We start from the raw sequence: 21427 nt of genomic DNA, 5'->3' as shown, positions 1-21427 counted from the left end.
TATGATCGACACAACTGACCAGTTCATAAAAAAGTAAAAGATTTATGCCATATACATTTGATTATCTCGTATTCATTGGTCGCTTCCAGCCATTTCACTTGGCACATATGCAAACCATCAAGATTGCTTTAGAGCAAAGTCAAAATGTCATTTTGGCTTTAGGCTCTGCGCAAAATGAACGAAATACGAAAAATCCATTTTTAGCATCTGAACGTGAAGAAATGATTTTATCGAACTTTTCAGAAGCACATCAAAAACGGATTCACTTTGTACATGTAATTGATGTTTATAATGATGTTAAATGGGTGCAATTGGTAAAAAAATTAGTGAATCATGTAGTCACACCTGAGGCGAAGGTTGGACTGATTGGCCATTTTAAAGATGATTCTTCGTATTATTTACAGCTTTTTCCTGAGTGGCAAATGGTTGAGCTCGATAGTCTACAAGACGCGATGTCTGCAACACCTGTTCGTGAGGCTTATTATCGAGGTGATATTTTAGAGCAGGCGTTTCCATTGGGAACCAGTGAGTTTTTACATAAATTCCAACAAAGTGAAATATATAAACAGTTACAACACAAATTTTTAACTCAGGACCCATCCAATTTAGACTAAGGTTCTCATTCGAATAAAAATATTTCGACGAGGATCGAGTTCAATGGATAGAAGACAACAGACGAAACAGATTGCAAGTCATACGGCCATTAAAAATGCTTTGCTGATTGCAGGTGTTACATTTGCATTCAGCACTCAAGTGCAGGCCCAGTCATGGACATTGACGCCTCAGAGTAATGTAGGCTTTGAAATTAAATCCTTAGGCGTGACCGTTGTAAGAGCTAAATTTAATCGGGTGCAATCCAGCATGCAGTTTGATGCCAAAGCACCACAGCATGCCTCAACGAATTTTGTCATGGATGTAAATAGCCTAAGCTTGAGTAAACCTTCATTGAAAAATATGATTTTGGGTGAAGATTTGTTTTATGCATCCAAGTACAAAACCGCTAACTTTAAAAGCACCAGTTTTAAAGATTTGGGTGGCGGTCAATATAATATTCTCGGAAACTTAACACTTCGCGGCATTACCAAGCCTGTTAGCTTTAGCACGACCTTAAAACCAAGTGCTAATAATGCTAATCTGCTAGATGTTCAGTCCTCAGCCGTGATTAACCGAAGTGACTTTGGCATGAAAAAAGCCATTGCTGGTGTAGGCGAAAAAGTGAATATTCAACTGTCAGGGCAGTGGAAAGTGCAATAGGGGCTTCATATCTTAAAGACCTATATTCAGGGCTTTATTAATTCATCGCTGCGTGAGCTTGTTCAATCAAGAGATCTGTCAGCACATTTAACTGCAGCGACTGCTGTTTCCAATGGTGCCAATACAAAGGCAAATCGATATTGTGCTGAGGATCCACCTCAACCAATGAGCCATCCTGCAAACGCGGTTTGGCTTGGTAATAGGGTAACCAACCGTAGCCGAGTCCCATCGTAACCGCATCAAAAAATGCACTGGAAGACGGAATAAAGTGATGTGGATATTGAGTTGGATTGAGGCCAAACTTTTGTTGGATATGCGCGGTGTGGAGTTGATCTTTTGCGTTAAAGATCAGTGCAGGAGCTGCACGTAGAGACTCCCGGTTAACGCCTTGTTTAAACCATTGCTGTACAAATGTTGGGGTGGCGACAAAACGATAGTTCATATCGCCAATGTATTCGGCTACACAGCCTTTCATGGCTTGTGATTCATCTGTCACGCAGGCATTCACCAAACCGGCTTCAAGTAAGTGATGGGTTTGTGATTGGTCATCGACCTGAAAATGCACCACGATCTTTTGTTCAATTAATGTTGACTGTAGCAAGGGCAACAACCATGTCGCTAAGGAGTCGGCATTGGTTGCAATGTTGATTTGATAAAAAGCAGAGGTGTTCATATGACCCGTGAGGTTCTGAATGAAACTTTGCTCTAACAGTCGGCTATGTTGCAAATAATGCAGCAGTGATTGACCTGCTTGTGTCGGGCGGCAAGGTCTTTCTCGAACAATTAATAAATGCCCCAAACTTTTTTCTAGGCTTTGTATGCGTAAAGTGACGGCTGAAGCAGTAATGCATAGCTGTTCAGCAGCAAGGTCAAAACTTCCTGTTTCTGCCACAGCTAAAAATGCGTCGCACTGTTTATGATTCAGCATATCTGGACTCACTTTAAACTAAAAATATTTTAGTTATATTGATATTTTCTAAATAATACTTAATTTAATTAAAAATGAAAGATAATCCCGACATCATCAATTAAGTTGAAAAGTCAAAATGTTAAGTACATATGTACAAGGGCTTGCAGTCGGGATGAGCCTCATTATTGCCATTGGGGCTCAAAATGCATTCGTGCTTAAACAGGGGCTCAAAAAGCAGTTTGTTTTTTGGGTATGTTTTGTCTGTGCACTGTCGGATTCGATTTTAATTGTCTTGGGCGTTTCTGGTTTTTCAAAAGTGCTTGAGCACTATCCTGAAATTATTCAGTTTGCCAAATGGGCGGGGGCACTTTTCCTGTTTTGTTATGGATTCCAACATGCACTGCGGGCATTCAAATCACAGCAGGGCTTGGAGGCAAGTTCCATTGAAAAGCATCATTTAATGAATATTGTTTTGCTGTGTTTGGCGCTGACTTGGCTTAATCCGCATGTGTATTTAGATACGGTTATTTTACTGGGTTCTATTTCAACTCAGTTTGAGCAACCTGCGTACTTTGCTTTGGGGGCTGTGTGTGCATCTTGGTTGTTTTTCTTTGCTTTGGGCTATGGGGCTCGTGTGCTTATCCCCATTTTTGCAAATCCGAAAGCGTGGAATGTACTGGATGGGATCATCGCGTTGGTGATGTGGGGGATCGCCATTTCACTGCTTGTGAAATAAAAAGTGTGTGCAATAAAAAACAATAAATTAAAAAATCACAAAAAACAAAGCCCGCATCTGCGGGCTTATGTACATTAAGCTTGTAATGCTTTTAAGTCTTCTAAAACTTGTTCAGCATGTCCCGCAGCTTTTACCTTACGATACTCTTTAACCAGTTTACCGTTATGGAAAATAAAAGTTGAGCGCTCAATGCCCATCACTTTTTTACCATACATATTTTTTTCTTTAATCACATCAAAGTGTTTACACAGTACTTCTTCTTTGTCGCTGATTAAATTAATGGTTAAAGCCTGCTTTTCTGTAAAATTCTGGTGCGCTTTAACCGAGTCACGTGAAACACCAATAATTGTGGTTTGTAGGGCATCAAACTGATCTTTTAAACATGAAAAACCAACGGCTTGAGTTGTGCAACCTGACGTTGAATCTTTCGGGTAGAAATACACAATTAGCCATTCAGTCGGCACTTCAGTTAAGTTCACTTCACCTGTTGTGGTTGGGAAATTCTGATTCGGAAGTTGGATGGTATCAGTCATGTTCTATCCTTAAATGTCGCGTTGTTCTAATTCAAGTGGTAAAAAGGCATAATTTTCGTGATACAGAATATCACCTTTAACAACCGAAAGTGGATGTTTCAAAATTGGGCCATCAATCACCGTAGTGTGGAATTCACCCGCTTCGCCGCATGGGTCAATGCCTCTTGCAACCAGTTCATCGACATATTCAAGGCTAAGCACTTGACCTAAGTCTTCAACTGTCATGCCTAAGTTTAAGTTGACCGTAACGATGATGCTTTGAAATCCAAGTTGAATAAACTCATGCACAATGTCTAAACGCGGACGTTGCCACAGTGGCATACATAAGCTGAGCTCACTTTTATCGCAAACGGATTGATTCCATTCGGCATGTGCCATTAAATCAATATCACCTGTGACTAAACTTTCTGCTCCAAGAGCTTGAGCTTTTCGTAACAGTTGAATGAACTGGTTTTCATAGTCTTGCCACGTTGCGGAGGCACTGTAGATGGGAAGCCCAATTGCTTTTGCCTGCGCATGAATAATATCGAGGGACATTCCATGTGAACGTGATTTCAGACCTTGCTCTTCTAACATGACAATTAATGCAACAGGTTCACCCATTTGCATCGCCTGATATAAAGCAAGGCTGCTGTCTTTTCCACCACTATATGACGCAACAAATTTTCGATTTTGGGCGCGTGTATTCCATTGGGTGAGCATATTTTCAGGTTCTATCTATTTTGAACATATAAAAAAGCCTGCATAGAGCAGGCTTCATTCACATTCAGTGAATTATTTTTTCGGAGCAGCTTTCATTGCTTCTTCAGTTAAAGATTTTAATTTACCTGTTAACTGTGGACCGAAACATGTTTGTAAGTCGTTATTTTGCTTTTGTACAAAAGCTAAAGTAGACGGGCTTTTCTTTTGGTTGATCGCACTTTGGATTTCCCATTTTTGTGCATTGGTCAACTTACCATCAGCTTCAACTGCACAAGTACAGTATTTGCTTACTTCTGCTGCGCTAAGCTTTTTGCTTTTTGCAGTTTCTTCTTTACAAACATTAATTAATGCCGATTTTACATTGCTGCTTTTATACGCTTCTTGTAATTTGTTCGATTCAGCAGCATTTGAAGCTGTAGCGAACAATGCAGCTGCAGACACCAATGTAGAAAGCAAAATGTTTGATTTTAAATTTTTCATAAACTGTACCTTGTCGTTACGGTATATAACGCGTTGGGTCTGTTACGCCAGCATCTGCAAAACCTTCTTTACGAAGACGGCAGCTGTCGCATTTCCCACAAGCACGTCCTTGGTCATCTGCTTGGTAGCAAGACACCGTTTGACTATAGTCTACGCCATGTTCTATACCTAAGCGAATAATATTTGCTTTGGATAAATGTAACAGAGGTGTTTCAAATTTAAGAGGTTTTCCTTCAACGCCAACCTTGGTGGCAAGGCGAGCCATGTTGGCAAATGCCTCAATAAATTCAGGTCGACAGTCAGGATACCCTGAATAATCAACAGCATTAATACCAATCACAATGGCTTCAGCATCTAAAACTTCGGCTGCTGCGAGGGCATAAGATAAGAAAATCGTGTTACGTGCTGGAACATAAGTTACAGGAATACCGACTTGTTCATGATCTGGAACATCAATGCTATGGTCTGTTAACGCAGAACCGCCCAAATTACCTAAGTCGATATTAATGACACGATGTTCTACGCCTGCTTTTTTTGTCAGTTCGCGTGCGGCATCGAGCTCAGTGGTTGAGCGTTGACCATACATAAAGCTGAGCGCTGTACAGTCATACTGTGCTTGCGCCCATGCTAAACAAGTTGTTGAGTCTAAACCGCCAGATAACAAAACTATGGCACGAGGGCGCATACAAATTCTCCAAATATAAATTAAAGATGAATAGGCAATGTATTAGCGACCAGTTTCGTCATTCCAAAGCAACTTGTGGAGTTGCAGTTGGAAGCAAACAGGGAGATGGTCTTCTAATATCCATTGCGCAAGATCACGTGCAAGTTGAGGTAAACGAGCAGCACCTTTCTCAACGGCAAAAGCAGGAGAGAACCATACTGTGCTGACTTTTTCATTGAGTTTATAGTCTTCAACTTGCTGTTTTGACCACTCATAATCCTCACGGTTACAAATTACAAATTTGATTTGGTCGTGCTGGGTTAAATGGTCGAGATTCGAAAGCAAATTTCGTGCAACTTCACCTGAAGTTGGAGTCTTCAAATCTAATACTTTTGAAACACGTGGGTCAACCTTAGACACATCTAAAGCACCACTGGTTTCTAAAGAGACTTCACAGCCGAGGTCAGCAAGACGTTGCATTAGAGGTAATGCATTGGGCTGTGCAAGGGGTTCACCACCTGTCACGCAGACATAAGGGGTTTTAAAATCAAGCGTGGTTTGAATAATCTGATCTAAAGATTGGCGTTCGCCACCTTCAAACGAATAGGTCGTATCGCAGTATGTACAACGTAGTGGACAACCCGTTAAACGAATAAAAACTGTTGGCAGTCCTGAGGTGTTGGCTTCTCCTTGCAAAGAATAAAAGATCTCCGTGATACGTAGACCCGCAGAAGGATCAGAAACAGGGATAGCAGAAGATCGAAGCGTATTCATAGCAAAATTAAACCACAGGTTAGAAAAACAAAAATCTCTACGGCTAGTCTTAACCGTAGAGATGAGGAACTTGAGTTCCGTACGACAACTAAAAATTATTCGTCGCGTAGTAAATCGTTCAAGCTCGTTTTAGAACGTGTTTGTGCATCTACTTTTTTCACGATGATTGCAGCATACAGGCTGTAAGTACCGCATTTAGAAGGTAAGCTACCTGCAACTACAACAGAACCTGCTGGTACACGACCATAGTGAATTTCGCCAGTTGCACGGTCAAAAATCTTAGTCGATTGACCAATGAACACGCCCATCGAAATCACAGAACCTTCTTCTACGATCACGCCTTCTACGATTTCAGAACGTGCACCGATGAAGCAGTTGTCTTCAATAATCGTTGGGTTTGCTTGAAGTGGCTCAAGAACACCACCAATTCCTACACCACCAGATAAGTGAACGTTTTTACCAATTTGAGCACATGAACCAACAGTTGCCCATGTGTCAACCATGGTGCCTTCGTCAACATATGCACCAATGTTGACATAAGAAGGCATTAACACCACGTTTTTCGCTTGGAAAGAGCCTTTACGTGCAACCGCAGGAGGAACAACACGTACGCCAGCCGCTTTAAACTGTTCTTCAGTCCAACCTGTAAATTTGGTATCTACTTTGTCGTAGAATTGAAGGTCACATGACTCAATTGGTTTGTTGTCATTTAGTTTGAATGATAAAAGCACAGCTTTTTTCACCCATTGATGAACAACCCACTCACCATCAATTTTTTCAGCAACACGTAATGTCCCGTTATCTAAACCAGCAATGACTTCTTCAACTGCTGCACGAACTTCAGCAGGACAGTCCGCTGCTGTAAAATTCGCACGGTCTTCAAACGCTTGTTCAATAATTGTTGAAAGCTGAGACATGATCTTCCTTCCAGAAAAAAAATTTTCCTGATTTTACACTATATTGTGCAGAGAATAGATGAAAAAACAGCATAGGATCGGAAATAATAATGAATGATTGGAAATAAGACTTTTAGAGCTGTTTGAGTAGAGGCGTTAAGTAAAGAATTGCGATATACAACAACAATAAAATCTAAAATGTATCAAAAAATAACAAAAACAGCCCAAATCTTGAATAAAAAATAGTCCGAGACTGTTCTAAGATGACCTCATCAAAAAATTGTAAATGATGTAAAAAAATCTTTAATTGGAGGAGAAAAAACATGAAATCATTACGTTTCGTTGCAATCGCAGCAGCAATGTCAGCAGTCGCAGGTACAGCTTTTGCTGATGATGCAGTCGTAAAAGATGGTTATGCTTTTGACCAAAATAAATTAATTCCTACAGGTGTTCGTGCTGAAGTCGGTACAACAGGTTATGGCGGTGCTTTGTTGTGGACAGCTAACCCATATGTTGGTTTAGCTTTAGGTTACAACGGTGGTGACATTTCATGGTCTGATGATTTGTCTATCGATGGCACCAAATACGACATGGATATGGACAACAGCCTTGCTTATTTAAATGCTGAGATTCGTCCATGGGGTACAAGTACAAATCGATGGGCTCAAGGTTTATACGTTGCAGCTGGTGTAGGTTACATTGATAACGATTATGCATTGAGCAAACGTTTGAATAATTCAAATGACACAATCAAAATTGATGGTAAGAACTTCAATGCTCCATCAGGTAGTGGTTCTGTCGATGGTTCTTTAGCATATAAAAATGATATTGCTCCATATGTAGGTTTTGGTTTAGCGCCTAAGATTAATCAAAACTGGGGTGTATTTGGTGAAGTAGGTGCTTACTACACTGGTAACCCTTCTGTGAATTTAACAGCGACAGGATTACAAGAAGTCGGTGGTTCAACTTCAGGTCAAACTGCTGCTGATAATGAAGCGCGTAAAATTGCGAATGACGATAAATACGAGTGGATGCCAGTTGCAAAATTGGGTGTAAGTTACCACTGGTAATCAACACATAAAAAAACGAGCTTCGGCTCGTTTTTTTATGTGTGATTTTAGCTAAAGTCTTTAAAAATGATGGGCTAACTTGAGTCCTAAGATCCATGCATCATTATCATTCAGCGCTGAAAGTCCTGTAATGTTTGCCAGTGGATTTGAGTCGGAAGATGTTTTGGACTTCTTAAAATGCAAATAATATAGACCAGCCGCAATATCAAACTCAGTGTTATATGTGTACATGCTGCCTAGCCCAATGCCTTGGTACCCATCACTTGGGTTAAGGGTAGATGCAGGATTATTAATCCCAGAGTCCCAGAGTAGTTCCATAGTACTCAGCCACTTTTTGTTCCATACGTGTGCTAAGCCGAGTTTTGCAGACCATTGATCTTCATTGTACTGAATAAGTTTGACTTCTGTGGCTTCAGGGTAAAATATCGCAACATAATCGATCACAGCTTTAAATTTGGGTGGTTGAATGACAAAGTCTTGCCAATTTACCCAGCGTATTGTCCCGTACAAGATATTTTGATTGGGAAGTCCTGTCATGAAATCAAGGTTTACAGATTGTGGTGTTTTCACTTCCATCACATTGGGTGTATCTATGCCGACTTCGATAGACTCTGTTGTGGTGATTTCATGTTTAATCGCTGAGCGATAAGTCAAAGACGTTCTAAAATAATATTCAGGGATTTGATAACTAATACCTGCTAACCAGCCCAAGCTTTCATCTTGTTTAAACTCGGCATCATAGCCATCAAACACAGAATAGGCCTGACCTTTCGCTTTTAAAGAGCCTGCAAAACTTTGATAGCTTAAACCACCATAGATTTCCCATTGTGGGTTGATTTTGTAGCCTAAAAGCGAACTGAGATTATGACTTTCAAAGTCGATATCGGCAGATTCAACCTCATAACTTTCACCGTAAATTTTTGGGCGATAGCGATAATCGATGTCTACAGCAAAAGGCTGGTCATAAATGACAGCAAAGTTGAATTGAGGATTTAGTTGCAGTTTTAACGCAGCTCCCAGCATTACTTGTTTATTGCTTAAATTGCCTGTTGAAAAGTCAGTGATGCCAAACTGTTGCAGTATCTCTGTATGTTGAACTTGGCCAGAAACATCTGGATCAATATAAGCCAGAGAAATTTCTGCATAATTTCCATGTTCAAAAAAGGGTTGTATTGTTTGACCTGACAGTTCAAAAGCAGCAGCAAAACTTGATCCCGACGAATAGAAACATAAACAAAGTAATGGAGAGCCCAACAGATTTTTACTCACTGTTATTGCTCACTATTGTTTATATCAGTTGATCAAATAATACACTATACTCATTTAAAGTATATGATTTTAAAAATAAAAAAAGAGACTCTGAGGTCTCTTTTTAGAATAAAAGCGTTTTAGTCTTCAGGATAAGCTACTCTTTTCAGTGCTTTAATATCTGCATCTGGTGAGCACAGCGAGATAAATTCATAGCCATAGCCACGTAGGAGGTGACCTTTACGCACTGCAATCCATGTGGTATTGAGACCAAAAATATCAGTTGGAATTTGTTTTAAGCGATAGTCACGTTCAACGTCATAGGCCACATTATTGACAATACCAACACCCATATTCAGTTCAACATAGGTTTTAATCACATCGGCATCTAAAGCAGACATTACGATGTCGAAATCCACACCGGCATCTTCAAAGGCTTTGTCAATTTTTGAGCGACCTGTGAAACCGCCGTGGTAGGTAATCAGTGGATATTCCGCCAAGTCTACAATGCTAATATTTTGCTTGCTCGCCAGTGGGTGGCTTTGTGGGGTAATAATGCTGTGTTGCCAATTATAGAACGGTACACTGGCCAGATTGTCCTCAGTGGTGAGTGACTCAGTTGCAATACCAATATCAGCTTCACCTTGTAGAAGCATTTCGGTAATTTCAACAGGGCTAGCTTGTTGCAAAATAAGATGAACTTTTGGAAACTCTTTTTTGAATTGATTGACAATCGGGGGTAGCACGTAACGCGCTTGCGTATGTGTAGTTGCAATCGTCAAAGTACCTTCATCGACACGGTTAAAATCATCTGCAAGACGTTTAATATTGTCTGCATCGACCAACATGCGTTCAACAATACCCAATAGTGCTTGGCCAGGTTCAGTTAAACCTAGTAAGCGTTTCCCTTTACGAATAAAAAGCTGTACACCTAATTCATCTTCTAGGTCTTTGATGTGCTTACTCACCCCCGACTGAGAGGTATATAGTGCAGCAGAGGCTTCGGTGAGGTTGAAGTTTTGTCTCACCGTTTCTCGAATTATTCTGAGTTGTTGAAAGTTCATAGTTTTGGATCTCTTTTATGATGAATGAGGCATTTAACATGCCCCATTCAATTGGTCTTAAGCCGCAGGTTTTGCAAATAAATGCAAGTTTGATGGGCTTAACCATACCGTTTGATTCGGTCTAAATTGGTGTAATTTTGCTTCTTCAGAAGTTAGTGAGATTTCAATCAGTTTGCCTTGGCGATCATGGAGCTCGGCAACCACTTTGCCCGCGATCCATAATTCTCGTACGAACGTTGCTTGGATGGCATTGTCTTGCGGCTGTGCATGAATACGTAATTCATCTGGACGGGCAAAGGCAATCACGTCACCCGAAGGTGCATTGCGTAAAGAGTCTAATTGAATACGGTCTTCACCAATTTGGATTGTCCCTGCGTTGTTTTGACCTTCGAAACGGTTTGCTTGACCTAAGAAGTCAAACACAAACGGCGTTGCAGGCTTTTCATAAACCTCGCGGGGTGATCCAATTTGCTCAACATTCCCTTTATTCATCACAATGATTTGATCTGCGACTTCTAAAGCTTCTTCTTGGTCATGCGTTACAAAGATTGAGGTGATATGAAGTTCATCATGCAAAGTACGTAACCAACGACGGAGCTCTTTACGTACTTTTGCATCCAAAGCACCAAAAGGCTCATCTAGTAACAGTACACGTGGTTCAACCGCCAAAGCACGTGCCAGTGCAATACGTTGACGCTGACCGCCAGAAAGTTGCGCTGGGTAACGTTCTGCCAAGAACCCCAATTGGACTAAGTCCAGTAAACGCGTGACACGTTTTTTAATTTCAGCTTCAGATGGGCGTGTTGCACGTGGGCGAACGCGGAGACCAAAGGCGATATTGTCAAATACGGTCATATGGCGGAATAGGGCATAGTGCTGGAAAACAAAACCGACTTGACGTTCACGCACATGCACATCGGTTGCGTCCTGACCTTCTAAAATGACTTGTCCACGATCTGCCGATTCTAAACCCGCAATGATACGAAGTAGGGTGGTTTTACCACAGCCCGATGGCCCAAGTAATGCAACCAATTGACCATCAGGGAAATCGAGGGAAATGTTGTTCAGCGCATGGAATGCACCAAAGTGTTTTTCAATATTTTTAACTTGAATACTCATGAGGTCATTCCTTTAAACTGTTGAATCATTATGTTTGTTTTGCTTTTCTTGACGAATCTCAACCCATGTTTTTAAAACAAGAGTCACAATCGCTAAAAGCGCCAAGAGTGAAGAGACAGCAAAAGCCGCACTGAAGGTATATTCGTTATAGAGAATTTCGACATGCAGAGGCAAGGTATTGGTTTCACCACGAATATGACCTGAAACGACCGATACCGCACCAAACTCACCCATGGCACGTGCATTACACAGAATGACGCCGTAAATTAAACCCCATTTGATGTTGGGTAGGGTTACTTTCCAGAAGGTTTGCCAGCCTGATGCACCGAGTACAATCGCAGCTTCTTCCTCTTCAGTTCCTTGGGCTTCCATGAGCGGAATAAGTTCACGTGCAACAAAAGGAACGGTGATAAAGATTGTTGCTAATACAATGGCAGGAACGGCATACAGAATTTTGATGTCATTATCCATCAGCCAACTACCGAACCAACCTTGCGTACCAAAAATCAGTACCAGCATTAAGCCCGCGATAACAGGGGATACTGAAAATGGCATATCAATAATCGTGGTCAAGATGGATTTGCCACGGAAGTTAAATTTGGCCACACACCAAGCGGCTGCAACACCAAATACGACATTCAGTGGGACTGCAATCACCGCGGTTAATAAAGTGAGTTTGACTGCGGAGAGAGTGTCTGGATGAACCAAGGCTTGTGCATAGACGCCAACCCCTTGTTTAAAGGCCTCAACGAACACCAAAATCAGCGGTAAGATCAAACAGCTTAAAAAGAACAGTAGAGCAATCGTAATCAGGGTGTAGCGAACCCAAGTTGGCTCACGTGTTGCATCACGCGATTGTAACTTTTCAGCAAGCGCATTACTGTTGATATTCATCGTGCTGTTCTCCCTGTACGACGGCTTGCCCATGCTTGTAACAAGTTAATCAGGAATAAAATGGCAAAAGACAGCACCAACATGACGACTGCAATTGTGGTTGCACCCGCATAATCATATTCTTCTAAGCGTGAAATAATCATGAGCGGCGCAATTTCTGTTTTAAACGGTTGGTTCCCTGCAATAAAGATCACTGAACCGTATTCACCGACGCCACGTGCAAAGGCAAGTGCAAAACCTGTGATGAGTGCTGGAAATAAAATCGGCAAAATCACTTTGGTCACGATCTGTAAACGGTTGGCACCTAATGCTGATGCTGCTTCTTCTAACTCTGTTTCCAAGTCACTGAGAACAGGTTGCACAGTCCGCACTACAAAAGGAATACCAATAAAAATCAGTGCCAATGTAATACCAATTGGGGTATAGGCCACTTGAATCCCTAAAGGCTCAAGATACTGACCGATCCAACCTGTAGGCGCATAAAGTGAGGTGAGTGCAATACCTGCAACAGCGGTGGGTAAGGCAAACGGCAAGTCGACCAAGGCATCTACAATGCGTTTACCCGGAAAACGATAGCGAACCAAACACCATGCTAGAAGGAGACCAAAAACCACATTAATAAACGCGGCGATCAGGGCTGTACTAAAACTGAGCTGCAAAGATTTTAAAATACGTTCTGAACTTAAAATTTCCCATAAACCATCCCAACCTATGCCTAAAGATTTAATAAAAACAGCGGACAACGGAATAAGAACGATTAATGACAAATATGCTAGGGTAAAGCCTAGAGAAAGACCAAATCCTGGCAGCACTCGGGATCGCTGCGACATGATTACTCCTCAAAGAGAGAAAGCTGACCTAAAAAGAGTCAGCTCAAATAAAACTGAATTTCGGCACAAGTATCATTTGCAGTGTTAAATTGCAAATTTAAATAAATACTTGCTTTCATTGTGAAAACTAATGTTTTTTAGCACATTTTCTGAAATCAAAAAATCATAAATTTCAGGGAATGGCCCAAAACCTGACGCAACATTAATATGTCCGACTTGGCCCAAGTTCTTAGGCCTAATTTTCCATGCTTTTGCCAGTTGCAGCGCATCTTGAAAATTGAGCCAAGGATCATTTTCACTGATGATCATTTGGGTAGGAACTTGTAGCTTGAGTTGGTGGAAATATTGTTGATAGTCATTTTGGCTATCACGAGCAAAACCAGCATCACCAAAGCGAGCAGGGTTGGCCGGTGCAACCAGAACTAAATTTTTAATGTTTTGATTTAGTTCAGGATGCTGTGCTAAAGCAGCGACTGTCGTTAGACAGCCAAAGCTATGCGCCACAATTTGAATCGGTTCCTGAATGGATTGAACTGTTTTGATAAATTGTTCAATCCATTCATGGAGTATGGGTTTATTCCAATCCTGCTGCTGCACACGAGAGCACGACTTGAGCTGACGTTGTAACCATGATTGCCAGTGGTCATGTTCACTCCCACCCACGCCTGGTACAATTACAGTATGAATCATGTCGATGCTCCCTTACAGCTATTTACTGGACTCGGTTTTATTTCGTCGTATTGGCTTTCACAATTTGGTCAAATACACCACCATTTTCAAAGTGCTGTTTTTGTACCTTGCTCCAACCACCAAATTCTTTATCAATGGTCACCAACTTCAACGGTTTGAATGTGGCTGCATATTTTTTCAAGACAGTTGCATTACGTGGGCGATAGAAGTTTTTCGCTGCAATTTCTTGTCCTGCAGGTGAATACAAATAGTTGAGATATGCTTTCGCCAGATTCAGATTGCCGTCTTTTTCCGCATTTTTTTCAACAATGGCAACGGGTGGTTCTGCCAAAATAGATAGCGAAGGCGTCACGATCTCAAACTTACCCGGTTGTTCACGAATTGCTAAGTGTGCTTCGTTTTCCCATGCTAAGAGAACATCACCGATACCGCGCTCAGCAAAGGTTGTGGTTGCGCCACGTGCACCTGAATCCAGCACTTTGGTATTTTTATAAATTTTACGCACGAATTCTTGTGCTTTGGCATCGTTACCCGCAGGTTGATGTTTCGCCCAAGCCCAAGCTGCTAAGTAGTTCCAGCGTGCACCACCTGATGTTTTTGGATTTGGTGTAATAATGCCAACACCCGGCTTAACGAGGTCGCCCCAGTCTTTAATACCTTGTGGATTTCCTTTACGGACGAGGAACACGATAGTTGAAGTATATGGTGTCGAGTTATTGGGTAATTTCTTTTGCCAGTTTGTCGGTAAAAGTTTCGCTTTTTCAGCAATTACATCGATATCTGCTGCAAGAGCAAGTGTCACAACATCTGCACCTAAACCATCAATGACCGAACGGGCTTGTTTACCCGAGCCGCCGTGAGATTGTTTGAAGTTAATGTCTTGTCCTGTGCGTTGTTTCCAATAAGCGCCAAACTGTTTGTTGACATCTTCATACAGTTCGCGTGTTGGATCATACGACACGTTAAGGAAATCTTTTGCTGCAACACCAAAAGATGTGACTGAAACTAGCGCCGCTAGTACCCCAATTTTTAACTTAGATAAGCTCATGTGAGACCTCAAATTTTAAACGTTTTTAAACATGAGGCAAGAATACTGTGAGTCTTATTGCTAAAAAAATAATAAAAAATGAATTTTATATGAATAAAAAAGAAAAAGAGTTCAGCTTAGAATTCATTAAACTAAAGCAGAAAATTGTTTCAGGGTAGATTGGCATGCATTGCTATAAAAATGCACAAGAAGTCAAACAAATAGAATTATTAGATCGTGCATTTCACTATGGAGATGGCTGTTTTAGTACAGCGCGTATCCGTGAGGGTGTGATTGAGCTAGAGTCTCTACACATAGCACGCTTGAAATTGGCCTGTGAAAGACTGTTGTTGTCAGCAGATTTAGCCTTTATTCAGCGCAGCATCGTGCAATTAAAACAAACCTATGAACACTTAAACGGAACGCTGAAAATTATTATTAGTCGGGGTGAAGGGCAGCGCGGTTATAGTTTGCCAGCACATCCTGCTGACGTTTGGGTATTTTTCTATCCGCAAGCATCAGAGGTTTTGACATACAGCGAAATTGATTCAGGGGTACTGCAACATGCGATGGGGTTAAGTATGCCGCAAATGGTGGGTGTGAAAAGCTTAAACCGTTTAGAGCAAGTCTTACTCAAGCATGAAGCAGAACAGCACGGTTGGTTGGAAGCTTTGGTCACAGATGTGCAAGGTTCTGTCGTTGAAGGTGTGAGTAGTAATTGTTTCATTCTGCTAAATGATCGATGGATTAGTCCCGAACTTCGTTATAATGGCGTACATGGTGTCATGCGTGCCGAAATATTGGCACGGATGCAGCAACAAGGAATGAGCTGTGAGCTGAGAATGATTGATATGGAAGAAATTCCACGCTTTCAAAGTTTATTTTTCTGCAATGCCTTGAGTCCTATGAAAATAGCCAAAAGTCTGAATCATCAGCACTTAGATGTTCAGCCGTGTATAGATTTGTTCCATCGTCTTCAACTTAATCAGATGCAGTAGTATGTCCGCAGCCAAAACCAAATCGAAAAAGAAAACGCAACCACCCCAACGAAAAATGAAAGGGGTGTTATTGATTGCTGTGAGCATCATTGTTTTATTGATGATTGTACTGTGGTCGAGTTTATTTAAGTCCTATCCTGTTGAGGGTAAAAAGCAGTTATTGGCAATTAACTCTGGCGATACCTATTCCGGTTTTATTGACCGCTTAGCCAAAGAAGACATGGCTAGTTTTCCTATTATTTTAAAGCTTTACCAAAAAATATTTATTCATGACACCTTGAAAGCCGGTGTTTATGAAGTGCGTGAAGGTATGAGTATTCGCCAAGTTTTGGATATGATTTCCAATGTCGATAATGCCGAGATGAATCGTATATTGGTGATTGAGGGGACGACCTTTAAACAGCTGATCGAGGCGTTGAAAAAGGATGCATTGGTTAAAAAGGAAGTCTCCAATTTACCCATGGATCAGCTTTTAAAAGCATTAGATATTCCGTATACGCATGCTGAAGGGCTTTTTGCTCCCGATACTTACTTCTTCGCCAAAGGTGAGTCAGACAAAAAAATCTTAACGGATTTATACAAACGCCAAATGAAAGCTTTAGATGAAGCGTGGGCAAACCGTGCGGCAAATTTGCCGTATAAAGACAAATACGAAGCCCTGATCATGGCCTCTATCATTGAAAAAGAAACCAATGTTGACCGCGAACTGGAGCAAGTTTCAGGTGTGTTTGCGCGTCGTCTTCAACTCGGCATGCGTTTGCAAACGGATCCGACCGTGATTTATGGCATGGGCGATAAATATACAGGCAATATTACCCGCCAAGACTTGCGTACTCCAACAGCCTATAATACTTATACCATCAATGGTTTACCTCCTACGCCAATTGCTTTACCAAGTAAAAAAGCCATTGAAGCTACCATGCACCCAGATAACAGTAAAAACATCTACTTTGTTGCAACGGGCAATGGTGGACACACATTTAGTGAGACTTTAGAGCAGCACAATCAAGCTGTAAAAGAATATCTCAGCGTTTTAAAAACCAAGAAGGATGAATAGATGTTTATTAGTTTTGAGGGCACAGAAGGTGTCGGTAAAACCACACTGATTCGCAAAATTTATGAGCATCTAGAACAACAAGGTCAGCAGGTTGTTTTAACGCGTGAGCCAGGTGGTACACCAATGGCTGAGCAAATTCGCTCGCTATTATTGTCAGTCAATCATGAAGAGTCGATGTCGAATGATACCGAACTGCTGCTGATGTACGCGGCTCGTGCACAGCACTTACAACAACTGATCGTGCCTGCTTTAACGAAACATAAAACCGTATTGTGTGACCGTTTTACCGATGCCAGCTTTGCTTACCAATGTGCAGGACGTGGTTTAAGCCAGTCGAAGCTGCAACTTCTGAATGAAAACTTTGTCAGCCATATGCCAAATATTACATTTTGGCTCGATGCCCCGATTGAGACAGGCATGTCTCGTGCGCGGGAAAGGGGGGCTTTGGACCGTTTTGAACAAGAAAAAGCCACTTTCTTTGAAAAAGTTAGAGCAGGTTATCAGCAGTTATGGGAACAATATCCTGAGCGGGTTAAACGTTTGGATGCGACCCAGTCACCAGAGCAGGTTTTTGCACAAGCGTTGCAATATTTAAACTAAAAAATAAGCCAGAAATGTTATTTCATGCTGTAGTGAAATGCATTTTTCTTTTATAGTCAGTGACAAAGGACTGAATGTTGAAGGAAAAATGAAAAGTAACTTAACTGAGATTGTGGCTTTTTTAGAAAAGGAATTCCCGCAAAGTTTAGAAAAATGTCGTATCGAATCTGTCACTGAGCGCGCAGCAACAGTCGTGTATCAGGTAGATGAGCGCGATTTGAGACCGGGTGGGACGGTTTCAGGCCCAACCATGATGACTCTTGCAGACTATGCATTGTATATCGCCATTTTAGGGGAAATTGGGCTGGTCGGTTTAACCGTGACCACCAATTTATCGGTCAACTTTCTAAGTAAACCCGCAGCTTCAACAAATATCCGCGGTGAATGTAAGTTAATGAAAGTTGGCAAAGCATTGGTGGTTGGGGATGTGTGGTTGTATTCAGTGGGTAAGGATGAACCCATTGCACATGTGGTAGGAACTTATTCTATTCCACCCAAATCCTAAAAAATGTCTGAATAAAAAAGCCTGACGAATCAGGCTTTTTTTAAATTAGTTATTCACTAAAGGGGTTTCAACTTTAAAATTGAAAGGGGTGAGTACGGTTTTACGCAGTTCATTCGACAGTTCAGGGTAATCTAAAGTGTAGTGTAGACCACGCGATTCTTTACGCTCCATGGCACAGCGCACGATCATTTCAGAGACTAAAACTAAATTGCGCAGTTCAATCAGATTTTTGCTGACTTGGTAATCTTGGTAATACTCGGTAATTTCCCGCTTCAACATTTCAATGCGGTGTAGCGCACGTTCAAGACGTTTCGTAGTACGCACAATGCCGACGTAGTTCCACATGGTTTGACGGAGTTCATCCCAGTTTTGCAAAATCACCACATCTTCATCAGGATTCATCACTTGTGAGTCATCCCAAGATGGGGCAGTAGGAGATTGGTAAGTTATATCAAAACTTTTTTCGATGTGTTCTGCTGCACTCATGCCATACACAAAACACTCTAATAGTGAGTTACTGGCCATACGGTTGGCGCCATGCAAGCCAGTATATGAGGTTTCCCCAATCGCATAGAGGCCTGCAATGTCAGTTTGACTATGTTCATCAACCACCACACCGCCACAGGTATAGTGCGCAGCAGGAACAACAGGAATCATTTCCTTGGTAATGTCGATGCTGAGTTCAAGTAAGCGTGCGTACAGGGTTGGGAAATGTTCTTTAATGAAACTTTCGGGCTTATGGCTAATGTCGAGCCAAACGTGACGAATACCTAAACGTTTAATTTCATAGTCAATCGCTCGCGCCACAATGTCACGTGGAGCAAGTTCTGCACGTTCATCAAAGCGCAACATAAAGCGTTCGCCATCGGGTAAACGTAAATAAGCACCTTCACCACGCATTGCTTCGGTAATGAGGAAAGAGCGTGCTTGCGGGTGGTATAAACAGGTCGGGTGGAATTGGTTAAATTCCATATTGGCCACGCGGCAACCCGCACGAAACGCCATGGCAATACCATCGCCCGTTGCAATGTCTGGGTTCGAGGTATACAGATAGGCTTTCATGGCACCGCCACACGCCAGCGCGGTAAAGGGTGCTAAAAAGGTATGGACTTTTTCAGTCTTTTCATCGAGTGCATAGAGGCCTAATGCACGATTTTGTTCTTCTAAGCCCAGTTTTTGAGAGGTAATTAAATCGATGGCAATGTAATTCTCAAAAATGGTGATGTTATCTTTTTCAATCGCACGTTCCACTAAGGTAGTTGAAATGGCTCGACCTGTAGCATCTGCGGCATGAATAATACGGCGTTGAGAGTGTCCACCTTCACGTGTTAGATGCAACTGTTCTTGATCATCAAGGGTAAACTGCACGCCGTGTTTCAATAGAAAATCAACAGAAGGTTTACCACCTTCAACGGTTTGCTTTACGGCTTCGGTCTCGCACAAGTGAGCGCCCGCAATCATGGTGTCATCAATGTGCTGTTCGATGGAATCCGTTTCATCTAAAACAGCGGCAACGCCACCTTGCGCATAGAAGGTACTTGCATCGGTCAGGTTTGATTTTGCAAGAACAGCAATATTGAAATGTTGAGGCAACGATAAGGCTAAGCTCAGGCCTGCACCGCCACTTCCCACAATAATCACATCAAAATGATGTGTTGTGTTTAAATTAGACATGTCCATCAGCTAATTTGGAAAAAAGTTCGCTAATGACAGCGCTTTTTTCACGAAAAGGCAAGAGTAAAATCTCTACAATTGATGGGAAATATAAATAAAGAACGTATTTTTTAAGCAAATTTTAAGCTCTTGTTTATACAAACATAATAGAACATATTATTACCCAAGATAGACAAAGATTATGCTAAAAACGCTAATACATAAACTGATAACAAGCATATAGGTCAATACTTGATATGAAAAGTCGCGCGATACAAACTGGTTTTTTTGCTGTTGCATGCACAATGGCTACGGTGCAAACACAAGCAGCACCTGTTGATTTCTCAAACTTGGTTGAGCAAGTCAGCCCTGCGGTAGTGAGTGTAAATGTGGTTAAAAAGATGACTCAAGAAGAGTTATTGCAGCAGCAAATACCTGAGATTTTGAAGCGTTTTTTTGGTAATCAAGTCATTATTCCGCAGCAGCAAGCGCCGCAAGAAAAAACGGCTTATGGCAGCGCATTTTTTATTAGTAAAGATGGGTATTTACTGACAAACCACCACGTCGTAGAAGATGCATCGAAAGTCACGATTATGTTTAATGACCGTCGTGAACTGGATGCGACTGTGGTAGGTAGTGATGAACGAACTGATGTGGCCTTGCTTAAGGTGAATGGTACGAATTTTCCATCACTCCGCGCAGGCAATGTTGATCAACTGCGCGTAGGCGAACCTGTGCTTGCGATCGGTTCACCGTTTGGTTTTGATTACTCGGCTTCAGCGGGAATCGTGAGTGCGAAAATGCGTAATATGATGGGGGAGACATCGGTACCCTTCATTCAAACCGATGTGGCTCTCAACCCAGGAAACTCAGGTGGTCCGTTATTTAACCAGCAGGGTGAAGTGGTTGGAGTGAACTCGCGTATCTTCAGTGGTACGGGCGGTTATATGGGGCTGTCTTTCTCGATTCCCATTGATGTCGCAATGGATATTGCTGACCAACTTAAGAAAACAGGTAAAGTTACGCGCTCTTATTTAGGCTTCAATCTACAAGATCTAGATCGAAATTTGGCAGAGTCTTATAATTTGCCAAAACCTGAAGGTTCACTGATTACTAATGTTCAGCCAAATTCACCTGCGCAGAAAGCGGGACTAAAAGCAGGCGATATTATTTTAAAATTCAATGGAACGCCGATTTCACGTACCTCTGAGTTATTGAACTATTTAAATCGTACCATGCCAAATCAAACGGTACAGCTTGAAGTACTGCGTGATGATAAAAAGCGGAATATATCGGCAACATTAACTACTGCACCAGATGATACACCTGCAAAATCAGACACAGTCACACAAAGTAAAGGACCTGTCTTAGGTATTGCTATCCGAAATTTAGCACCTGCTGAATTGTCACAACTCAATGTGAAAGGTGGTGTGTTAATTCAAGAAGTGAAACGTGGCGGCGCAGCAGCACAGTCAGGTATGGCGGCTGGTGATGTGGTCACTCACATTAATAGTAAAGTCGTAAACGACACCAATGATTTTGTCCAAGCGGCATCTGAATTGAAAAAAGGTCAGGTTGCCCGCGTTGGAATCATCCGACAAGGCACACCAGCCATTTTAGGGATGCGCATCCAATAAGCGAAAAAAAACCACTCTTTGGAGTGGTTTTTTATTTTTTGCAATTTGATGATGTCTGTTATTTGCGTACACTTCCATCTTCATAA

General features: G+C 41.6%; 24 protein-coding genes. 9 read left to right on the top strand and 15 right to left on the bottom strand.

All coding sequences use genetic code 11. The annotated features are described in order from the left end of the window. Window positions 1-44 precede the first annotated feature (44 nt). The gene (locus tag AC5EUN_RS10445; RefSeq protein ID WP_010326421.1) at window positions 45-614 is read left to right on the top strand and encodes a nicotinate-nicotinamide nucleotide adenylyltransferase; all 570 of its coding nucleotides are present in this window, start codon (window positions 45-47) and stop codon (window positions 612-614) included. Between the two features lie 43 nt (window positions 615-657). Beyond that, on the top strand, window positions 658-1254 hold the full coding sequence (locus tag AC5EUN_RS10440) for a YceI family protein (RefSeq protein ID WP_130234740.1): 597 nt from the start codon (window positions 658-660) through the stop codon (window positions 1252-1254). Between the two features lie 37 nt (window positions 1255-1291). On the opposite strand, the gene AC5EUN_RS10435 is transcribed toward AC5EUN_RS10440, so the two are convergent. After that, entirely contained in the window at window positions 1292-2182 is an 891-nt protein-coding gene (locus AC5EUN_RS10435; protein WP_130234741.1) for a LysR family transcriptional regulator ArgP, read from the bottom strand. Window positions 2183-2300: 118 nt separating this feature from the next. On the opposite strand from AC5EUN_RS10435, the gene AC5EUN_RS10430 reads away from it, so the two are divergent. Then, window positions 2301-2900: a LysE/ArgO family amino acid transporter gene (locus AC5EUN_RS10430; protein ID WP_130234742.1), complete on the top strand. Its 600-nt coding sequence runs from the start codon at window positions 2301-2303 to the stop codon at window positions 2898-2900. Between the two features lie 74 nt (window positions 2901-2974). On the opposite strand, the gene AC5EUN_RS10425 is transcribed toward AC5EUN_RS10430, so the two are convergent. The 6 genes from AC5EUN_RS10425 to dapD all read right to left on the bottom strand — a co-directional run bounded on the left by AC5EUN_RS10425 (window position 2975) and on the right by dapD (window position 6970). Next, window positions 2975-3433: a peroxiredoxin gene (locus tag AC5EUN_RS10425; protein ID WP_130234743.1), complete on the bottom strand. Its 459-nt coding sequence runs from the start codon at window positions 3431-3433 to the stop codon at window positions 2975-2977. A gap of 9 nt (window positions 3434-3442) precedes the next feature. Next, entirely contained in the window at window positions 3443-4135 is a 693-nt protein-coding gene (locus AC5EUN_RS10420) for a Dph6-related ATP pyrophosphatase (RefSeq protein WP_493352339.1), read from the bottom strand. 72 nt (window positions 4136-4207) lie between these two features. Beyond that, window positions 4208-4615, bottom strand: coding sequence for a hypothetical protein (locus AC5EUN_RS10415; protein WP_004980581.1), 408 nt, complete (start codon window positions 4613-4615; stop codon window positions 4208-4210). Window positions 4616-4631: 16 nt separating this feature from the next. Next, entirely contained in the window at window positions 4632-5300 is a 669-nt protein-coding gene (queC, locus tag AC5EUN_RS10410; protein ID WP_004693831.1) for a 7-cyano-7-deazaguanine synthase QueC, read from the bottom strand. Between the two features lie 42 nt (window positions 5301-5342). Next, window positions 5343-6053: a 7-carboxy-7-deazaguanine synthase QueE gene (queE, locus tag AC5EUN_RS10405; RefSeq protein WP_005399705.1), complete on the bottom strand. Its 711-nt coding sequence runs from the start codon at window positions 6051-6053 to the stop codon at window positions 5343-5345. Window positions 6054-6148: 95 nt separating this feature from the next. Continuing rightward, window positions 6149-6970, bottom strand: coding sequence for a 2,3,4,5-tetrahydropyridine-2,6-dicarboxylate N-succinyltransferase (gene dapD / locus AC5EUN_RS10400; RefSeq protein ID WP_004693827.1), 822 nt, complete (start codon window positions 6968-6970; stop codon window positions 6149-6151). A 302-nt stretch (window positions 6971-7272) separates the two neighbouring features. Here dapD and carO point away from each other — a divergent pair, with 302 nt between their 5' ends. Beyond that, window positions 7273-8019 (top strand): ornithine uptake porin CarO, encoded by a 747-nt coding sequence (gene carO / locus AC5EUN_RS10395; RefSeq protein ID WP_130234745.1) that lies wholly within the window; start codon window positions 7273-7275, stop codon window positions 8017-8019. 60 nt (window positions 8020-8079) lie between these two features. Here the strand turns inward: carO and AC5EUN_RS10390 are convergent, their stop codons facing one another. The 7 genes from AC5EUN_RS10390 to AC5EUN_RS10360 all read right to left on the bottom strand — a co-directional run bounded on the left by AC5EUN_RS10390 (window position 8080) and on the right by AC5EUN_RS10360 (window position 14912). Then, entirely contained in the window at window positions 8080-9288 is a 1209-nt protein-coding gene (locus AC5EUN_RS10390; RefSeq protein WP_130234746.1) for an OmpP1/FadL family transporter, read from the bottom strand. Between the two features lie 119 nt (window positions 9289-9407). Further along, a complete protein-coding gene (locus AC5EUN_RS10385) occupies window positions 9408-10331 on the bottom strand; it encodes a CysB family HTH-type transcriptional regulator (RefSeq protein ID WP_010326430.1) in 924 nt (307 codons plus the stop codon). A 57-nt stretch (window positions 10332-10388) separates the two neighbouring features. Then, window positions 10389-11450, bottom strand: coding sequence for a sulfate/molybdate ABC transporter ATP-binding protein (locus AC5EUN_RS10380; protein ID WP_010326431.1), 1062 nt, complete (start codon window positions 11448-11450; stop codon window positions 10389-10391). A 12-nt stretch (window positions 11451-11462) separates the two neighbouring features. Next, a complete protein-coding gene (gene cysW / locus AC5EUN_RS10375) occupies window positions 11463-12344 on the bottom strand; it encodes a sulfate ABC transporter permease subunit CysW (protein ID WP_004693818.1) in 882 nt (293 codons plus the stop codon). After that, the gene (gene cysT, locus AC5EUN_RS10370) at window positions 12341-13174 is read right to left on the bottom strand and encodes a sulfate ABC transporter permease subunit CysT (RefSeq protein WP_004693816.1); all 834 of its coding nucleotides are present in this window, start codon (window positions 13172-13174) and stop codon (window positions 12341-12343) included. The genes cysW and cysT overlap by 4 nt, the downstream gene beginning before the upstream one ends. A gap of 84 nt (window positions 13175-13258) precedes the next feature. After that, window positions 13259-13864 (bottom strand): RBBP9/YdeN family alpha/beta hydrolase, encoded by a 606-nt coding sequence (locus tag AC5EUN_RS10365; RefSeq protein WP_010326432.1) that lies wholly within the window; start codon window positions 13862-13864, stop codon window positions 13259-13261. 37 nt (window positions 13865-13901) lie between these two features. Then, a complete protein-coding gene (locus AC5EUN_RS10360; RefSeq protein ID WP_010326433.1) occupies window positions 13902-14912 on the bottom strand; it encodes a sulfate ABC transporter substrate-binding protein in 1011 nt (336 codons plus the stop codon). Between the two features lie 164 nt (window positions 14913-15076). On the opposite strand from AC5EUN_RS10360, the gene pabC reads away from it, so the two are divergent. The 4 genes from pabC to AC5EUN_RS10340 all read left to right on the top strand — a co-directional run bounded on the left by pabC (window position 15077) and on the right by AC5EUN_RS10340 (window position 18051). Beyond that, window positions 15077-15889 carry an aminodeoxychorismate lyase gene (gene pabC, locus AC5EUN_RS10355; protein ID WP_010326434.1) on the top strand — a complete coding sequence of 271 codons (813 nt, stop codon included), beginning with the start codon at window positions 15077-15079 and terminating at the stop codon, window positions 15887-15889. Between the two features lie 55 nt (window positions 15890-15944). Beyond that, a complete protein-coding gene (gene mltG, locus AC5EUN_RS10350; protein WP_371746436.1) occupies window positions 15945-16946 on the top strand; it encodes an endolytic transglycosylase MltG in 1002 nt (333 codons plus the stop codon). Then, complete coding sequence (gene tmk, locus AC5EUN_RS10345; protein ID WP_010326436.1) at window positions 16947-17546, top strand: dTMP kinase; 600 nt, start codon at window positions 16947-16949, stop codon at window positions 17544-17546. A gap of 88 nt (window positions 17547-17634) precedes the next feature. Continuing rightward, the gene (locus AC5EUN_RS10340) at window positions 17635-18051 is read left to right on the top strand and encodes a PaaI family thioesterase (protein WP_010326437.1); all 417 of its coding nucleotides are present in this window, start codon (window positions 17635-17637) and stop codon (window positions 18049-18051) included. Window positions 18052-18096: 45 nt separating this feature from the next. Here AC5EUN_RS10340 and nadB read toward each other — a convergent pair whose 3' ends face one another. Beyond that, window positions 18097-19731, bottom strand: coding sequence for an L-aspartate oxidase (gene nadB / locus AC5EUN_RS10335; RefSeq protein WP_035330439.1), 1635 nt, complete (start codon window positions 19729-19731; stop codon window positions 18097-18099). A 230-nt stretch (window positions 19732-19961) separates the two neighbouring features. Here nadB and AC5EUN_RS10330 point away from each other — a divergent pair, with 230 nt between their 5' ends. Beyond that, window positions 19962-21341, top strand: a complete 1380-nt coding sequence (locus AC5EUN_RS10330) for a Do family serine endopeptidase (protein ID WP_010326439.1) — start codon at window positions 19962-19964, stop codon at window positions 21339-21341. Window positions 21342-21427 lie beyond the last annotated feature (86 nt).

This window comes from Acinetobacter sp. CAU_H_S170_2 (assembly GCF_058890445.1).
This window is presented reverse-complemented; position numbering and strand designations above follow the sequence as displayed.

Excerpts from the sequence above, each read along its gene's own strand:
- AC5EUN_RS10445 (WP_010326421.1), top strand. The coding sequence starts at position 45 with ATGCCATATACATTTGATTATCTCGTATTCATTGGTCGCTTCCAGCCA.
- AC5EUN_RS10440 (WP_130234740.1), top strand. The coding sequence starts at position 658 with ATGGATAGAAGACAACAGACGAAACAGATTGCAAGTCATACGGCCATT.
- AC5EUN_RS10435 (WP_130234741.1), bottom strand. The coding sequence starts at position 2,182 with ATGCTGAATCATAAACAGTGCGACGCATTTTTAGCTGTGGCAGAAACA.
- AC5EUN_RS10430 (WP_130234742.1), top strand. The coding sequence starts at position 2,301 with ATGTTAAGTACATATGTACAAGGGCTTGCAGTCGGGATGAGCCTCATT.
- AC5EUN_RS10425 (WP_130234743.1), bottom strand. The coding sequence starts at position 3,433 with ATGACTGATACCATCCAACTTCCGAATCAGAATTTCCCAACCACAACA.
- AC5EUN_RS10420 (WP_493352339.1), bottom strand. The coding sequence starts at position 4,135 with ATGCTCACCCAATGGAATACACGCGCCCAAAATCGAAAATTTGTTGCG.
- AC5EUN_RS10415 (WP_004980581.1), bottom strand. The coding sequence starts at position 4,615 with ATGAAAAATTTAAAATCAAACATTTTGCTTTCTACATTGGTGTCTGCA.
- queC (WP_004693831.1), bottom strand. The coding sequence starts at position 5,300 with ATGCGCCCTCGTGCCATAGTTTTGTTATCTGGCGGTTTAGACTCAACA.
- queE (WP_005399705.1), bottom strand. The coding sequence starts at position 6,053 with ATGAATACGCTTCGATCTTCTGCTATCCCTGTTTCTGATCCTTCTGCG.
- dapD (WP_004693827.1), bottom strand. The coding sequence starts at position 6,970 with ATGTCTCAGCTTTCAACAATTATTGAACAAGCGTTTGAAGACCGTGCG.
- carO (WP_130234745.1), top strand. The coding sequence starts at position 7,273 with ATGAAATCATTACGTTTCGTTGCAATCGCAGCAGCAATGTCAGCAGTC.
- AC5EUN_RS10385 (WP_010326430.1), bottom strand. The coding sequence starts at position 10,331 with ATGAACTTTCAACAACTCAGAATAATTCGAGAAACGGTGAGACAAAAC.
- AC5EUN_RS10380 (WP_010326431.1), bottom strand. The coding sequence starts at position 11,450 with ATGAGTATTCAAGTTAAAAATATTGAAAAACACTTTGGTGCATTCCAT.
- cysW (WP_004693818.1), bottom strand. The coding sequence starts at position 12,344 with ATGAATATCAACAGTAATGCGCTTGCTGAAAAGTTACAATCGCGTGAT.
- cysT (WP_004693816.1), bottom strand. The coding sequence starts at position 13,174 with ATGTCGCAGCGATCCCGAGTGCTGCCAGGATTTGGTCTTTCTCTAGGC.
- AC5EUN_RS10365 (WP_010326432.1), bottom strand. The coding sequence starts at position 13,864 with ATGATTCATACTGTAATTGTACCAGGCGTGGGTGGGAGTGAACATGAC.
- AC5EUN_RS10360 (WP_010326433.1), bottom strand. The coding sequence starts at position 14,912 with ATGAGCTTATCTAAGTTAAAAATTGGGGTACTAGCGGCGCTAGTTTCA.
- pabC (WP_010326434.1), top strand. The coding sequence starts at position 15,077 with ATGCATTGCTATAAAAATGCACAAGAAGTCAAACAAATAGAATTATTA.
- mltG (WP_371746436.1), top strand. The coding sequence starts at position 15,945 with ATGAAAGGGGTGTTATTGATTGCTGTGAGCATCATTGTTTTATTGATG.
- tmk (WP_010326436.1), top strand. The coding sequence starts at position 16,947 with ATGTTTATTAGTTTTGAGGGCACAGAAGGTGTCGGTAAAACCACACTG.
- AC5EUN_RS10340 (WP_010326437.1), top strand. The coding sequence starts at position 17,635 with ATGAAAAGTAACTTAACTGAGATTGTGGCTTTTTTAGAAAAGGAATTC.
- nadB (WP_035330439.1), bottom strand. The coding sequence starts at position 19,731 with ATGGACATGTCTAATTTAAACACAACACATCATTTTGATGTGATTATT.
- AC5EUN_RS10330 (WP_010326439.1), top strand. The coding sequence starts at position 19,962 with ATGAAAAGTCGCGCGATACAAACTGGTTTTTTTGCTGTTGCATGCACA.